General features: G+C 62.8%; 16 protein-coding genes. 9 read left to right on the forward strand and 7 right to left on the reverse strand.

Annotated features, from left to right (window positions below; genetic code table 11):
- The first annotated feature begins 91 nt into the window (after window positions 1-91).
- Window positions 92-442, forward strand: coding sequence for a DUF6124 family protein (locus CQ041_RS11000; RefSeq protein ID WP_105522711.1), 351 nt, complete (start codon window positions 92-94; stop codon window positions 440-442).
- A gap of 152 nt (window positions 443-594) precedes the next feature.
- Here CQ041_RS11000 and CQ041_RS11005 read toward each other — a convergent pair whose 3' ends face one another.
- Entirely contained in the window at window positions 595-807 is a 213-nt protein-coding gene (locus CQ041_RS11005) for a hypothetical protein (RefSeq protein WP_146116059.1), read from the reverse strand.
- Between the two features lie 101 nt (window positions 808-908).
- On the opposite strand from CQ041_RS11005, the gene CQ041_RS11010 reads away from it, so the two are divergent.
- Window positions 909-2060 carry a M14-type cytosolic carboxypeptidase gene (locus tag CQ041_RS11010; protein ID WP_105522709.1) on the forward strand — a complete coding sequence of 384 codons (1152 nt, stop codon included), beginning with the start codon at window positions 909-911 and terminating at the stop codon, window positions 2058-2060.
- Here CQ041_RS11010 and CQ041_RS11015 read toward each other — a convergent pair.
- Window positions 2057-2509, reverse strand: coding sequence for a helix-turn-helix domain-containing protein (locus CQ041_RS11015; protein WP_105522708.1), 453 nt, complete (start codon window positions 2507-2509; stop codon window positions 2057-2059). The two genes, CQ041_RS11010 and CQ041_RS11015, sit on opposite strands and share 4 nt — an antisense overlap.
- Before the next feature lie 98 nt (window positions 2510-2607).
- Here CQ041_RS11015 and CQ041_RS11020 point away from each other — a divergent pair, with 98 nt between their 5' ends.
- Entirely contained in the window at window positions 2608-3882 is a 1275-nt protein-coding gene (locus tag CQ041_RS11020; RefSeq protein WP_105522707.1) for an MFS transporter, read from the forward strand.
- Here the strand turns inward: CQ041_RS11020 and CQ041_RS11025 are convergent.
- Together CQ041_RS11025 and CQ041_RS11030 are read right to left on the reverse strand one after the other, a co-directional pair.
- Entirely contained in the window at window positions 3781-4320 is a 540-nt protein-coding gene (locus CQ041_RS11025; RefSeq protein WP_105522706.1) for a cytochrome b, read from the reverse strand. The two genes, CQ041_RS11020 and CQ041_RS11025, sit on opposite strands and share 102 nt — an antisense overlap.
- Window positions 4317-5399 carry a catalase family peroxidase gene (locus CQ041_RS11030; protein WP_105522705.1) on the reverse strand — a complete coding sequence of 361 codons (1083 nt, stop codon included), beginning with the start codon at window positions 5397-5399 and terminating at the stop codon, window positions 4317-4319. Before CQ041_RS11030 ends, CQ041_RS11025 begins: the two co-directional genes overlap by 4 nt.
- Window positions 5400-5566: 167 nt before the next feature.
- Here CQ041_RS11030 and CQ041_RS11035 point away from each other — a divergent pair, with 167 nt between their 5' ends.
- The 4 genes from CQ041_RS11035 (at window position 5567) to CQ041_RS11050 (ending at window position 9295) form a co-directional block, all read left to right on the forward strand.
- Complete coding sequence (locus tag CQ041_RS11035; RefSeq protein WP_105522704.1) at window positions 5567-6073, forward strand: sigma-70 family RNA polymerase sigma factor; 507 nt, start codon at window positions 5567-5569, stop codon at window positions 6071-6073.
- Window positions 6070-6807, forward strand: a complete 738-nt coding sequence (locus tag CQ041_RS11040; RefSeq protein WP_105522703.1) for an anti-sigma factor — start codon at window positions 6070-6072, stop codon at window positions 6805-6807. Before CQ041_RS11035 ends, CQ041_RS11040 begins: the two co-directional genes overlap by 4 nt.
- A gap of 61 nt (window positions 6808-6868) precedes the next feature.
- Window positions 6869-7963 carry a cell division protein ZapE gene (gene zapE / locus CQ041_RS11045; RefSeq protein WP_105522702.1) on the forward strand — a complete coding sequence of 365 codons (1095 nt, stop codon included), beginning with the start codon at window positions 6869-6871 and terminating at the stop codon, window positions 7961-7963.
- Between the two features lie 39 nt (window positions 7964-8002).
- Window positions 8003-9295: a protein kinase gene (locus tag CQ041_RS11050; RefSeq protein ID WP_105522701.1), complete on the forward strand. Its 1293-nt coding sequence runs from the start codon at window positions 8003-8005 to the stop codon at window positions 9293-9295.
- Between the two features lie 107 nt (window positions 9296-9402).
- On the opposite strand, the gene CQ041_RS11055 is transcribed toward CQ041_RS11050, so the two are convergent.
- Window positions 9403-10110 (reverse strand): YebC/PmpR family DNA-binding transcriptional regulator, encoded by a 708-nt coding sequence (locus CQ041_RS11055; RefSeq protein ID WP_105522700.1) that lies wholly within the window; start codon window positions 10108-10110, stop codon window positions 9403-9405.
- A 99-nt stretch (window positions 10111-10209) separates the two neighbouring features.
- Window positions 10210-11067, reverse strand: a complete 858-nt coding sequence (locus tag CQ041_RS11060; protein ID WP_105522699.1) for a LysR substrate-binding domain-containing protein — start codon at window positions 11065-11067, stop codon at window positions 10210-10212.
- A 109-nt stretch (window positions 11068-11176) separates the two neighbouring features.
- On the opposite strand from CQ041_RS11060, the gene CQ041_RS11065 reads away from it, so the two are divergent.
- Window positions 11177-12298, forward strand: coding sequence for a 2-aminoethylphosphonate--pyruvate transaminase (locus CQ041_RS11065; RefSeq protein WP_105522698.1), 1122 nt, complete (start codon window positions 11177-11179; stop codon window positions 12296-12298).
- Window positions 12295-13122, forward strand: coding sequence for a phosphonoacetaldehyde hydrolase (phnX, locus tag CQ041_RS11070; RefSeq protein WP_105522697.1), 828 nt, complete (start codon window positions 12295-12297; stop codon window positions 13120-13122). Before CQ041_RS11065 ends, phnX begins: the two co-directional genes overlap by 4 nt.
- Window positions 13123-13142: 20 nt before the next feature.
- Here phnX and CQ041_RS11075 read toward each other — a convergent pair whose 3' ends face one another.
- Window positions 13143-14108 carry a 1-aminocyclopropane-1-carboxylate deaminase/D-cysteine desulfhydrase gene (locus tag CQ041_RS11075; RefSeq protein ID WP_105522696.1) on the reverse strand — a complete coding sequence of 322 codons (966 nt, stop codon included), beginning with the start codon at window positions 14106-14108 and terminating at the stop codon, window positions 13143-13145.
- Between the last annotated feature and the right edge of the window lie 12 nt (window positions 14109-14120).

A 14120-nucleotide genomic window follows, 5' to 3' on the forward strand; every position in this document is an offset into this window, starting at 1 on the left:
CAGTTTGTAGTAATCCATAAAACGACATAAATACGATACGTACTATCATCGAACTTAAGGTTTTCAACACCCACACAGAGTACTGCCCCTAATGACGACGAGCCCGCAGCTGCTGCCTGAAATACCGGTCAACGACGAATTCAACGACATGCTCGGCAGCAGTGCTGCCCAACGTGCGCTGGATTATTACTTGAAAGAAAATGTATCGGCGCCCGTCGCACCGGCGGCCCTGTTCGCCATCGACCCTGGCCTCAGCCAGGAGGAAGCCCTGGTGCACACTTCGGACTTGTTGCGCAGTGCAGCGGCCACCGCCTATGAATCAGCGAACAGCCATCAGGGCAACCAGCGCGACCTGGCGTTTTCAGTGGTGTATTTGATCGATATGGCGAAGGCCATGGTAGAGCGGTCGTTGCAGGCGCCAGCGGCTCAGGCAAACGGATAAGCAGCGCAGAGAAAAAATATTTCTATCTGGCGGATAAAAACATTTGACTTGCAAATGATAATGATTATTATTGTACCCAGCTGATCGCGAGATCAGTCGATAGACCAAGAGACCTTAGGTCGGACTCTTGGAATATCTCCTCATCAGGCTAATCACGGTTTTTGACCCGGCTCTTTGGCCGGGTCTTTTTTTTGCCAGTTTTCCTGGCATGGCTTCAGGCTAATGAAGACTGTGTGTTGCTTGATGGCGCGCATGGTAGCAAAAGACCATATCGCAATGAAAGCCGCACGAACGCCCTGGCCCGGATCTTTGCGAAATAGCGCTTGAGAATCAATCTCATAGACCCTAAGCTGCGGACGCGTCATGGATGACGCCCCCCTCTCTCCCGCAACAATTTTGCCCCCAAGTCTGGCCTCACTCCTGTGTAAGATATCCGCCACACAATTCATACTCAGGCACCCAGACTATGACCGTGGCCTTGACCTCCATTCGCATCAGCACCGACTTCGACAGTGGCAACATCCAGGTACTGGACGCCAGCGACGCTTATCAATTGCTGCTCGCGATCAAACCCGATACCCGCAGCCAACACTTCCAGTGGTTCCACTTCAAGGCCGAAGGCATGCACGTGGGCCACACCCACACCTTTCGCCTGAGCAACGCCGGCAAGTCTTCCTACAGCCATGCGTGGAGCGGCTACCAGGCGGTAGCGTCGTATGACCACATCAACTGGTTCCGTGTACCGACGCGCTTCGACGGCGAGATCCTGCACATCAGCCTCGAAACCCGTGAGAAACATGTGTGGTTTGCCTACTTCGAGCCTTACAGCCGCGAGCGCCATGACGGGCTGATCGAGCAAGCATTGAGCCGCGCGGGCACGCAGTTGCTGGCCACCGGCAAAAGTGTCGAAGGCCGTGGCATCCAGCTGCTTCGCCGCGGCAAAGGCGGTGAAGGCCGACGCAAGGTGTGGATCATCGCCCAGCAACATCCCGGCGAGCACATGGCCGAATGGTTCATGGAAGGCATCATCGAGCGCCTGCAGCAGGACGGCGACAGCGAGATGAAAGCACTGCTGAAAGTCGCCGACCTGTACCTGGTGCCCAACATGAATCCGGACGGTGCCTTCCACGGCCACCTGCGCACCAACGCCATGGGCCAGGACCTCAACCGGGCGTGGCAGAGCGCCAGCCAGGAGCTGAGCCCCGAGGTGCTGTTCGTTCAGCAGCAGATGGAAAAATACGGCGTGGACCTGTTCCTCGATATTCATGGCGACGAGGAAATCCCCTACGTATTCGCGGCCGCCTGTGAAGGCAATCCTGGCTACACGCCGCGCATCGAGGCCCTGGAGAAACACTTTCGGCGCCATTTGAGTGGGCTGACCCGCGACTTCCAGTCCACCCACGGCTACACCCGCGACCTGCCTGGCGAAGCCAACATGACCCTGGCGTGCAATGCCGTGGGCGAACGATATGATTGCCTGTCACTGACCCTGGAAATGCCCTTCAAGGACAACGACGACGCGCCGAACCCGCACACCGGCTGGTCCGGCAAGCGCTCGATGCAGTTAGGCAAGGATGTGCTGAGTACAGTGGCGGATATCGTCGGGCAGTTGCGCTAGGCCGAGTCGGCCGCCACTCGCAGACAATCCTGCGGCCCCAGCACGCGGCCATCCGCCGAGCGCACTTGCAGCGCTCGCAGCGGCTGGCCCTGCTCGCGGTCCACCAGCACCGAATGCGCCTCCCCTGCCCCGTAGAAAAATCCCTCGCCCCACTGCCGCAAGCCGACAATCACGTTGAACAGGCCCAGGCCCTTTTCCGTCAGCGCATATTCCTGATACGCGCTGCCATCCGACGCTGGCACGACTGCCAACACCCCATGACTGACCAAGCTGCGCAAGCGCGCCGACAGAATATTCTTGGCCATTCCCAGGTTGCGCTGAAACTCGCCAAAACGCCGGATGCCGTCAAACGCATCGCGAATGATCAACAACGACCAGCCATCACCAATGGCCTCCAGTGACCGCGCCACCGGGCATTCGGCGCCTTCAAAGCGCGTGAGCTTGACCATGATCCAGACCCGCCTTCCAACCAATGTGGTTGCAATATAAAACCGGAACATCTAGCGTACAACTGGTTTCATTTCAAAACCAGAATAGGGTATTGCCCATGTCGTCTTCCCCCCTGAGCGGTGCCGTGGTGCTGTTGTTCGCCATTGCCTGCGGCCTGTCGGTGGCCAATGTCTACTATGCCCAGCCTTTGCTCGACGCCATGGCCGATACGTTCGCCATCGATCACGCCACCGTTGGCATCATCATCACGCTGACCCAGGTCGGCTACGGCATCGGCCTGTTGCTGCTGGTGCCGCTGGGCGACTTGCTCAACCGCCGGCGCCTGATCGTCACCCAACTGTTGCTGTCCAGCGTGGCAGTTCTGATCGTGGCGCTGTCGTCCAATGCCCTCTGGCTACTGACCGGCATGTTGCTCACCGGTTTGCTGGCGGTCGTCGCCCAAGTGCTGGTGGCATTCGCCGCCCACCTGGCAGCGCCAGCACAACGCGGGCACGTGGTGGGGCTGGTCACCAGCGGCATCGTCGTCGGCCTGCTGCTGGCCCGCTCCGTCGCGGGGGTGATGGCCGACCTCGCCGGCTGGCGCTCGGTGTACCTGCTGTCGGCAGGGCTCACACTGCTGATGGCCGTCCTGCTCTGGCGTGTACTGCCATCCACCGAAACGCAGCGGGTCGCCGGCACCTATGCTGCGCTGATCCGCTCGGTCTTCAACCTGTTCACCCAAGAGAAAGTCCTGCGCGACCGTGCGGTACTGGCCATGCTGATCTTCGCCGCTGGCACCGTGCTGTGGACCCCGTTGGTGCTGCCTTTGAGCACGCCGCCTCTGTCTCTTTCCCACACGCAAATCGGCCTGTTCGGACTTGCCGGCGCTGCCGGTGCCCTCGGCGCCCTGCGTGCCGGGCGTCTGGCCGACCAGGGTTTCGGTCAATGGACCAGTGGCGTCGCGCTGCTGCTGATGCTGTTGTCGTGGATCGCCATCGGTTTTACCCAATCATCGTTATGGGCGTTGCTGCTGGGGGTGATCGTCTTCGACCTCGGCCTGCAAGCCGTGCATGTCACCAGCCAGAGCCTGATCTACGCCGTGCGCCCCGACGCACAAAGCCGGCTGGTGGCCGGCTACATGCTGTTCTACTCGGTGGGCAGTGCCGCGGGCTCGGTGAGCGCCACCGCGGTGTATGCCTGGGCAGGCTGGATCGGCGTGTGTGGCCTGGGCGCCACGATCAACCTGCTGGCGCTGATCTACTGGCGGGCCACACTGCCAACCGGGCCGACCTCAGTCCCGGGTGCCGGTCATGCTTTGCAGCACGCCGTCGCGACGAATCAGCCCGTGGAACAAGGCCGCCGCCAAGTGCAGCAACACCGTCAGGAACAGTAGATACGCGAGATACCCGTGGGCCTTGCGCAGCACCGCGAACAACGGCGCATTGGCCCCCACCAGCGCCGGCAACTGCACCGAGCTGCTGAGCATCACCGGGTCACCCGCGGCTGAAATCATCGCCCAGCCCAGCAACGGCAACACCAGCATCAAGCCGTACAACAGCAGATGCGAAGCCTTGGCCGCCAGCACTTGCCACGCCGGCAAATCGGCGGGCAGTGGCGGTTGGCGTGTGGAAAAACGCACCGCCAACCGCACGATCACCAATGCCAGAATCGCAATCCCAAGGGGTTTGTGCAGGTGGATCAGCCATTCATGGCGCTCTGAAACCGACGCCGCCAGGCCCGCGCCGATAAACAGCATCGCGATGACCATCAGCGCCATCAACCAGTGCAGCAGGCGCGCCAGAGGTGCGAAAAACCGAGGTTGGCCATTCATGGTTTCGACTCCTGGTGAGCACTGTGCAGTGGGCTGACTTCACCGGCGCGGCGCAGGTACGAGCTGGCATACGCCGCCGAACGTGCAGCCAGCAGCGGGTCATTGGAGGCTTCGATGCCGCTGGGCAGGATCAGCGGATCGAAGTTGATGTCACGGCAATCGCCATCGGCCTGGGGTTGGCTGCTTTGCACAACCAAAGTGCCGGCGTTGACGACCTTGTGCTCGCCCGCCCAGGGCTTGCTCGCGTCGTCCAGCGGATCGCCGGGATTGGCCAGAGTCATGCTCAACTGCCAGCGCAGCGGCCCTTCGGCCAGTCGTTGGAGCAAGTCTTTCTCAAGAAAATCCGCTTCGGCCGGCGCACTGGCGCCCGCGCCATCCTGGCTTAGAGGCACGACGCCCCACCGCACGGCCTGGCGTTTGCCATCGGTGCCCACCAGGTAAAACGCGTTGATGCCATTGTAGGTTTCGGTCGCGTAACTGGCCGAAGGCTTGGCGGTCTTGACCCACGCCAGAAACGGCGCAGTCTCGGGATGGGCGGCAAAAAATGCCGGCATGCTGGCCGGGTTGGGCTTGCCGGTGGCCGGGTCCGGGGCTCCCGCCTTGAGCAATTGATAGAACGCCTCGGGTGTGCCCACTGGAAACACCGGCATGCTGTTCATGCCGGTGCGCCATTGCTGGCCGTTGGCCTGGTTGAACTGCACGGCAAAACTGCGGATCGGCACGCTGCTGTCCGGGGCATAGGGGTTGCCACTGGGCAGCGCGAAACGTCCGATGATCGGGGTTTTCGCGGCGCTGAACACCTGGGCACCGGAATAGGCGCGGGCCTCGGCACTGCTCTCGAAATACCCCGCCACGCAAACACCCTTGGCATGGTTGCGGCGGAAACCCGGGTGCACGCCGTTATTGGTTTCCAGCGCATTGACCAGGGTTTTCGGGCGCAGGCGCTGTGGGTCGAGGGTGCCGTTGACGTAGGCAAAAGCCCCCGCCGCAACCGCAACCACAGCACCGATACCGGCGAGGCGCGCGATCAGGCTCGCAGTGCTCAACGGAGGACGGGGCGGTGATGAGTGATCTACCATGAAGAAACTCCAGGGCCAGGGGCCTTAGGGTGAAACATAAGGTCGGAGCATTAGGACGAACGCCACGTCGCTCTATTCCCAGGTGATGGATTTATTTTTCGTAGTCTGGAATAACCCTTAACGTCGGACGTCTCCCTAGTCCCAACACCGTGACCTGCCCGACCACCATGCACGCACTCGACGAACCGTTACGCGAACTCATCCCCAGGCTACGGCGCTTTGCCGTGTCCCTGACCCGTAACGCCAGCAGTGCCGACGACCTGGTGCAATCGACGCTGGAGCGCGCCCTCACCCATTGGGGCGACAAACGCGTCGAAGGTGATTTGCGCGCGTGGCTGTTCTCGATCCTCTACCGCCAGTTCCTCGACGCGCACCGGCGCACCCGGCGCTATGCCCGCATGCTGGAGTTCTTTACCGGCCGTGACGATGCGCAGCCTTCGGTGGAGCGCACGGTGATCGCCCAATCGACCCTGCAAGCCTTCGATCAACTCAACACCGAGCAACGCGCGCTGCTGCTGTGGGTGTCGGTCGAAGGCCTGAGCTACAAGGAAGTTGCCGACATCCTCGACGTGCCCATCGGTACCGTGATGTCGCGCCTGTCCCGCGCGCGCCAGGCCCTGCGTCAACTCAGTGATGGCGAAATCGCCAGCCCTTCCCTGCGGATACTCAAATGATCAGCCTGCCCCCCAGCGAACGCGATTTGCATGCCTACGTCGATCACCAATTGCTGGAGAGTGATCGCCGCAGGCTCGAAACCTACCTGGCCTCGCACCCGGACATCGCCGCCCAGGTCCACGCCTGGCAGCAGGATGCCCAAGCCTTGCGCGCGGCCCTCGGCGGTGCGCTGCAACAACCGGCCAACCCGGACCTGGATCCGGCGCTGATTCGACAGCGCATCAAACACCAGTCTCGCCGCCACTTCGCCACCGCAGCCGTACTGGTGCTGGCCGTGAGCCTCGGTGGCCTGGGCGGCTGGCACGCCCGTGAAGCTACCCAAACGCCGCTGCTGCCGATGGCCGATGCGATGCAGGCCTATCGCCTGTTTGCCCAGGACGGCATCATGCCCGCCGATTACCAGGCCCAGGGCAGCGGCAATATGCAGGCCTGGCTCGACCGCTATTTCAACCAGGCCCATCGCCTGCCGGATCTTAGCGCTGCGGGGTTCAAACCCGTGAGCGGACGCCTGCTCACCACCGACCAGGGTGCGGCGGCGATGGTGCTGTACGAAGACCCCCAGGGCCGGCGCATCAGCTTCTACATCCGCCCGCCGGGCCCGGACAACGGTTTCCTGCCCAGAGGCAGCCGCAGTGCCGATGGCCTGCAGGCCGAGTACTGGTCCGGCAGCGGCTACAACTATGCGATGGTCCGCCCCGTCGATCAGGCCAGCCCGACATTGCAGGCATTCTGATTGGTCAAATCGCGGCCAGCGCCCTAAAGTGAGCAACCACTGAGAAACAGAGTGATTTGCCTTGGCCGCGTTTTCCCTGATTCGTCGCCTGCTCGGTAAAAAAACCGACACCCTCGACGACTCATCCATCCCATCGTTCTTTCAGAAAAAAGCTGAGCAGCAAGGCTATACCCTCAGCGCCGGCCAAACCCGGGCGATCGCCGCCATGGCCCGCGAAACCCGGCACCTGCTCGCCGGCCAGCCGACGCGCAGCCTGTACCTGCACGGCCCAGTGGGGCGCGGCAAAAGCTGGTTGCTGGACGGTTTTTTCCAGGCCTTGCCCGTAGTGAATAAACAGCGCGTGCACTTCCACGATTTTTTCGCTGCGCTGCACCGGGGCATGTTCCAGCATCGTGAGTACGACGACGCCCTGGCGGTGACCCTCGATGAATTGCTGACGGGCTGCCAAGTGCTGTGCTTCGACGAATTCCATGTGCATGACATCGGCGACGCCATGCTGATCACGCGGCTGTTCAAGGCCCTGTTCCACCGCGGTGTGCTGGTGCTGGTGACCTCCAACTACGCGCCGCAAGGCTTGCTGCCCAACCCCCTGTACCACGAACGTTTCAAGCCTGTGATCGACTTGATCGCCGCGCGCATGGACGTACTGGAAGTCAGCTCGCCCCAGGATTTTCGCAGCCTGGCCCAGGCCCACAGCACCCAGCGTTTCACCCGCGGGCACTACCTGTGGCCAGGCGACAGCGCTCAGCGTGAAGCCTTCGACCTGCCCGCAGCGGATTGCCCTCCGCAGTCGCTGACCGTCGGCAACCGCCAATTGGTCTGCCGCCGCCAACACCTGCGCAGCATCGCGTTCAGCTTCAATGACCTGTGCCAACAACTCACCGCGGTGATGGACTACTTGCTGCTGTGCCAGGATTTCGACCACTGGATCATCGACGGCCTGCCCTACCTGGCGGACTGCCCGATTGCCGTGCAGCAGCGCTTCATCAACCTGGTGGACGTGCTCTACGACCGCGACAAATACCTGATCCTGATTGGCGACCGGCCCCTTGCCGAATTGCTCGCCGGCCAGGCCATCGACCTCGCCCGCACCGCCAGCCGCCTGGGCCAGTTGCAGCATGCGAACCCGCAACCTCTGCCCGACCCGGTATCATAAGCGCCATCTACGCCTTCTAGCCGAGTGACCGCGCCGTTCATGAATACCCTCGCTCAACTCAAGGCCGGCCAATTGGCCGGCATTACACGCCTGGACCTGTCCTGCGGACTGACCGAGTTTCCCCAGGAAATCTTCGCGCTGGCCGACTCCCTCGAAATCCTCAACCTCAGTGGCAATGCTCTCAGCAGCCTGCCCGACGATCTGCACCGCCTGCCTCACCTGCGTGTGCTGTTCTGCTCGGACAACGCCTTCACCGAACTGCCGGAATGCCTCGGCCAGTGCGCCCAACTGAGCATGGTCGGCTTCAAGGCCAACCGTATCCGCCAGGTCAGCGCCGCCGCATTGCCTCCTTTGCTGCGCTGGTTGATCCTCACCGACAACCAGATCAGCCAATTGCCCGATGAACTGGGCGAGCGCCCCTTGCTGCAAAAACTGATGCTCGCCGGTAACCAGCTCACTGCATTGCCGCAGAGCCTGAGCGCTTGCCACAACCTTGAACTGCTGCGCATCGCCTCCAATCGCTTCACCCGCCTGCCGGAGTGGCTGCTCACCTTGCCGAGCCTGACTTGGCTGGCGTATGCGGGCAACCCGGTGGAGACGGCCGTCGAGGTCTGCGCGGAGGACAGTACGCCGAATATTCCCTGGGATCAGCTGCAACTGGGCGACGTGCTGGGCGAAGGCGCCTCCGGGGTGATTCGCAGGGCCTCGCGCACGCCAGCGGGGCAGTCGGTGGCGGTGAAGCTCTATAAAGGCACCATCACCAGCGACGGTTCACCGCTGCACGAAATGCAGGCCTGCATCGCCGCTGGGCTGCACCCCAATCTGATCAAGGTCCAAGGCCGCGTCGTTGGCCACCCCGATGCACAAGCCGCGCTGGTCATGGACCTGATCGACCCGAGCTACCGCAACCTTGCCGGCCTGCCGAGCCTGGCCTCGTGCACCCGCGACATCTACGCACCGGATACCCGCTTCAGCCTTGACGTGGCGCTGCGCATGGCCCGCGGCATCGCGTCGGTGGCCGCGCATTTGCACCGGCACGGCATCACCCACGGCGATCTATACGCGCACAATATCCTGTGGAATGAAGCGGGGGATTGTTTGCTGGGGGACTTTGGTGCGGCGTCGTTCCATGCCACCTCGGACACCCTGGAGACCCGGGCGCTGCAGCGCATTGAAGTGCGTGCATTCGGGGTGTTGCTGGGGGAATTGCTGGAGCGGGTCGAGGCTGGGGTGAATCACGAACTGGTCACGCTGCAAGGACGTTGCTGCCAGCCGGATGTGCTGACGCGTCCTGACTTTGAAGAAATCGAAGCGCTGCTCACGTCGACCTGACGAAACCCAATCCACAAGTGGGAGCTGGCTTGCCTGCGATAGCGGCGGGTCAGTTTGCACATCTGCAACTGATGGAGCGCTATCGCAAGCAAACCCGCTTGTATGTCTTAGCCAGCCAGGCCGACGAACATATCCTGCACGTCGTCGTGGTTGTCCAGGCCTTCGAGGAAGGCTTCGACTTCAGCCATCTGCTCGTCGGTCAGGCCACTGACAGGGTTCTTGGCGATGTAGCCCAGCTTGGCCGACAACACGGTGAAACCCTGCTCCGGCAGGGCTTTCTGCACGGCGTCGAGGTCGGTGGTTTCGGTGATGAACAAGGTCGTACCTTCTTCTTCGCCGTCTTCAAAATCCTGTGCACCCGCTTCAATTGCGGCCATTTCCGGGTCGGCATCCGGCGCGCTTGGCTCGGCTTCGATCAGGCCGACATGGTTGAAGTCCCAGGCCACGGAACCGGAAGCGCCCAGTTGGCCCTTGCGGAACGCCACGCGGATTTCCGCCACGGTGCGGTTGATGTTGTCGGTGACGCACTCGACGATCAACGGTACCTGATGCGGTGCAAACCCCTCGTAGGTCACACGGTGGTACTGCACGGTCTCGCCCAGCAGACCTGCGCCTTTCTTGATGGCGCGGTCCAGGGTTTCCTTGGGCATCGAGGCCTTTTTCGCCTGCTCCACCACCAGACGCAGGTGGGCGTTGGTCGAGGTGTCGGCACCGTTGCGGGCGGCAATGGTGATTTCTTTCACCAGCTTGCCGAAGATCTTGCCCTTGGCATTGGCTGCCGCTTCTTTATGTTTGACTTTCCACTGTGCGCCCATGACTCACTCTCTTCTGTCCATCGCGCCCAAACGTCTACTGGCCGGCGCTTTGGGGGCAGAGTTTATAGGGCAAAAACCCAACGTTCCACCAAAAAACCGTCAGGCCGCCAACTCGAAAAACGCCTGGATCAAGCGCAGCGAACGGCGTCGCTCCAGGCAGCCGAGCAGGTGCCGGTTGAGCAGCCCGTCGCCTTGCAGGGGAATGGCCCGCACGCGTGGGTCCGGGCTGACCTCCATGGACGACACCACCCCAACCCCCAATTCTGCCGCGACGGCTTCGGTCACCGCTTCCCGGCTGTCCAGTTCCAGCAACACCTTGGGCACCACCTGGGCGGCCTGGCACGCGTTGTCAAAGGTGCGCCGGGTGATGGAACCGGGTTCGCGCAACACCATGATGACCTCATGCAATTGCGCCAGGCGAATACCCTCGGGCTGCGCGGCCCAGGGGTGGCTTGCCGGCACCAGCGCGCAAATCCTCGATTCATTCAAGGACTGCACATGCAGCCCAGCGCGCGGTTCCACTTCGGTGAGCACCGCCACGTCTGCATGCTCGGACAGCAACGCCGCCAGGGTTTCCTGGGCATTGCCCAGCCGCAGATTCACGGTAATGCCCGGGTAACGCGCGCGCAGGCTCGCGATCATCGGCATCACCAGGTGCGGCCCGTCCGCCGCCACTTCCAGGCGCCCGGTGAGCAATTGGCGATTGGCCTCGAGCAGGGCCTGGGCCTCGTCCACCAGGCCGAAGATCGATCGGGTGATCGCCGCCAGCCGTGCCCCCTCCTCAGTCAATTCCACCCGCCGCGCCGTGCGGCGCAGCAGTGCAATCTGATAGTGCTCCTCCAGCGCCTTGATATGCCCGGTCACCGCTGGCTGGCTGATGAACAACCGTGCCGCCGCACGGGTAAAACTGCCCTCGCGGGCCACGGCATCGAATGCGCGCAATTGGAACAGGTTCATGGTTATCGGCCTCACTGATAGCTCGCATAACAACAAACAATTTGATTGATAACAAGCCAAACTGCAACTTAGGCGCCGTAGCTTCAGCCCCGTTTCATGAGGATTCGAAATGACCGCGCCCCTCTTGCTCACCCCCGGGCCCCTGACCACCTCGGTCCGTACCCGCCAAGCGATGCTGGTGGACTGGGGCTCCTGGGACGACCGCTTCAACCAGCTCACCGCGAGCGTCTGCGAGCAACTGCTCGCGATCATCGACGGTGCGGCCAGCCACCACTGTGTGCCGCTCCAAGGCAGCGGCACCTTCGCCGTCGAGGCCGCCATCGGCACCCTGGTGCCGCGCAACGGCAAGGTATTGGTGCTGATCAACGGCGCCTACGGCAAGCGCCTGGCCAAGATCTGCGAGGTACTGGGCCGCGACTTCAGCACCTTCGAAACCGCTGAAGACCAGCCCACCCACGCCGCGGACGTGGACCGCCTGCTGCACGCCGACGCGACTATCACCCACGTTGCGCTGATCCACTGTGAAACCAGCACCGGCATTCTCAATCCGTTGCAGCCCATCGCCCACGTGGTGAAAAACCATGGCAAGCGCCTGATCATCGACGCCATGAGTTCGTTCGGCGCATTGCCCATCGATGCTCGCGACGTGCCGTTCGACGCCCTCATCGCGGCCTCGGGCAAGTGCCTGGAAGGCGTGCCCGGCATGGGGTTTGTCTTCGCGGACAAACGAGCGCTGGCCGCCGCCGAAGGCAACTGCCACTCCCTGGCGATGGACCTGTTCGATCAGCACGCCTACATGGCCAGGACCGGCCAATGGCGCTTTACCCCGCCCACCCACGTGGTCGCAGCCCTGCATGAAGCCCTGCTGCAATACGCTGAAGAAGGCGGGTTGCCCGTGCGCCACCAGCGTTACGCGCGCAATTGCCAGGTGCTGCTGGACGGCATGGCCAGCCTGGGCCTGCGCAGCTTCCTGCCCGCCGCCATCCAGGCACCTATCATTGTCACCTTCCATGCCCCGCAGGACCCGCGCTATCAATTCAAAGACTTCTATGAGCGGGTCAAGGCCCAGGGTTTCATCCTCTATCCGGGCAAATTGACTCAGGTAGACACCTTCCGCGTCGGCTGCATTGGCCATGTGGACGCCGCCGACATGCACGCCGCCGTCAGCGCCATTGCCCAGGCATTGCACGCCATGAACATCGAACCTTCACCCAGTGGATCCCCTGCATGAACTATCAAACCCCCAACACCGTGCAAGCCGTCATCCTCGACTGGGCCGGCACCGTTGTCGACTTCGGCTCTTTCGCCCCCACGCAGATTTTTGTCGAGGCTTTCGCTGAATTCGACGTGCAGGTCTCCATTGAAGAAGCCCGGGGCCCGATGGGCATGGGCAAGTGGGACCATATCCGCACCCTGTGCAACCAGCCGCAGGTAGCCGAGCGCTACCGTGCTGTGTTCGGCCGCACGCCGACGGATGACGACGTCACCGCCATCTACCAACGCTTCATGCCGCTGCAGATCGAAAAAATCGCCGAACACTCGGCGCTGATTCCCGGCGCTCTAGACACAGTCACGCGCCTGCGCCGCCAAGGTATCAAGATTGGCTCCTGCTCCGGCTACCCCAAGCAGGTGATGGACAACGTTGTCGCCCTGGCCGCCACCAACGGTTACACCGCCGACCATGTGGTGGCCACCGACGAAGTGCCAAATGGCCGCCCCTGGCCCGCACAAGCGCTGGCCAACGTGATCGCGCTGGGCATCGACGATGTAGCAGCGTGCGTCAAGGTCGATGACACCGTGCCGGGCATACTCGAAGGCCGTCGCGCCGGCATGTGGACCGTCGCGCTGACCTGCTCCGGCAATGCGCTGGGCCTGACCTACGCGCAGTTCCGTGCACTGGACAACCCAACCCGGGCCCACGAACGCACGCGCATCGAGGCGATGTTCGCGGGCTCGCGTCCGCACTACCTGATCGACACGATCAATGACCTGCCCAACGTGATTGCCGACATCAACGCGCGCCTGATTCTTGGAGAGATGCCCCAGGGCCACTGAGGGGGGGGGCGATAGGGAGCTTAGTCACCGAATCCCCGGCGGCCTTGGAGGCCGCCGGTGTGGATAAAGATCAGGCGGGTGCCGGGGCGGAAACGCCCGGCCTCTATCTGTAGCTTCAACGCCAACAGCGCCTTGCCGGTGTAAAGCGGCTCCAGCGGCAGGCCACAGGCCTGTTCCGTCTGTTCGATAAAGGTCCGCAACAGTGGGTCGACCTTGGCAAAGCCACCGCGGCTGGCGTCCAGCAATTCATAGCCGCCCTGCACAATCGCAGCCACATTTTGCGCCACGCCGTGGTCATCCGGCACCGCCATGGCGCCGTACACCGGGTGCGCGCCCGCCTCGGCCAATGCCAGCCCCGCCAAGGTCGTGCCCGTTCCGGCCGCCAGCCACCAGCCGTCGTAGTCAGCCCATCCCAATGTGCCCAACTGCGCGCGCGCCTGATCAACCAATACGCCACAACCCACGGCACCGACCCGCCCACCGCCGCCTTCGGGCACGGGATGGAATTGGGGGTATCGCTCGCGCCAGGGTAGCCAGAAATCCGGCTGATGCCGCGCACGATAACCGCCATAACCCAGCCAATGCAGGTGCATGCCGAAGGCGTTGAGGTCGAGGACGGTTGGCGTGTCTTGCGGATGGCCGCGCATCAGGCCGACGGTGGGAAACCCGAAACGTTTCCCCGCCGCCGCGAGTGCGTGCAGATGGTTGGAGTAGGCGCCGCCCAGGCTGATGACGCCGCTGGCCGATTGTGCCTGGGCCAGGTGCCCACTGAGTTTGAACCACTTGTTGCCACTGATCAGCGGGTCGATCAGGTCCAGGCGCAGCACCGCCAGCTCGACGCCTTGCAGCCAGTCCAGCGACAGTGCCTCCAGCGGCGCGGTGGGGGTGAGCGTGCTCGCGAAACACCCGAGACCGCCACGGTTGGTCCGGGCGGCCGCGTCGTCGCTGGCGATTCTCGCGAGCCCACTCGCGCCTACAGGTGTCATCAGACGTTCTCG

Source organism: Pseudomonas sp. MYb60, assembly GCF_002979555.1.
Lineage (GTDB): Bacteria > Pseudomonadota > Gammaproteobacteria > Pseudomonadales > Pseudomonadaceae > Aquipseudomonas.

Excerpts from the sequence above, each read along its gene's own strand:
- CQ041_RS11000 (WP_105522711.1), top strand. The coding sequence starts at position 92 with ATGACGACGAGCCCGCAGCTGCTGCCTGAAATACCGGTCAACGACGAA.
- CQ041_RS11005 (WP_146116059.1), bottom strand. The coding sequence starts at position 807 with ATGACGCGTCCGCAGCTTAGGGTCTATGAGATTGATTCTCAAGCGCTA.
- CQ041_RS11010 (WP_105522709.1), top strand. The coding sequence starts at position 909 with ATGACCGTGGCCTTGACCTCCATTCGCATCAGCACCGACTTCGACAGT.
- CQ041_RS11015 (WP_105522708.1), bottom strand. The coding sequence starts at position 2,509 with ATGGTCAAGCTCACGCGCTTTGAAGGCGCCGAATGCCCGGTGGCGCGG.
- CQ041_RS11020 (WP_105522707.1), top strand. The coding sequence starts at position 2,608 with ATGTCGTCTTCCCCCCTGAGCGGTGCCGTGGTGCTGTTGTTCGCCATT.
- CQ041_RS11025 (WP_105522706.1), bottom strand. The coding sequence starts at position 4,320 with ATGAATGGCCAACCTCGGTTTTTCGCACCTCTGGCGCGCCTGCTGCAC.
- CQ041_RS11030 (WP_105522705.1), bottom strand. The coding sequence starts at position 5,399 with ATGGTAGATCACTCATCACCGCCCCGTCCTCCGTTGAGCACTGCGAGC.
- CQ041_RS11035 (WP_105522704.1), top strand. The coding sequence starts at position 5,567 with ATGCACGCACTCGACGAACCGTTACGCGAACTCATCCCCAGGCTACGG.
- CQ041_RS11040 (WP_105522703.1), top strand. The coding sequence starts at position 6,070 with ATGATCAGCCTGCCCCCCAGCGAACGCGATTTGCATGCCTACGTCGAT.
- CQ041_RS11050 (WP_105522701.1), top strand. The coding sequence starts at position 8,003 with ATGAATACCCTCGCTCAACTCAAGGCCGGCCAATTGGCCGGCATTACA.
- CQ041_RS11055 (WP_105522700.1), bottom strand. The coding sequence starts at position 10,110 with ATGGGCGCACAGTGGAAAGTCAAACATAAAGAAGCGGCAGCCAATGCC.
- CQ041_RS11060 (WP_105522699.1), bottom strand. The coding sequence starts at position 11,067 with ATGAACCTGTTCCAATTGCGCGCATTCGATGCCGTGGCCCGCGAGGGC.
- CQ041_RS11065 (WP_105522698.1), top strand. The coding sequence starts at position 11,177 with ATGACCGCGCCCCTCTTGCTCACCCCCGGGCCCCTGACCACCTCGGTC.
- phnX (WP_105522697.1), top strand. The coding sequence starts at position 12,295 with ATGAACTATCAAACCCCCAACACCGTGCAAGCCGTCATCCTCGACTGG.
- CQ041_RS11075 (WP_105522696.1), bottom strand. The coding sequence starts at position 14,108 with ATGACACCTGTAGGCGCGAGTGGGCTCGCGAGAATCGCCAGCGACGAC.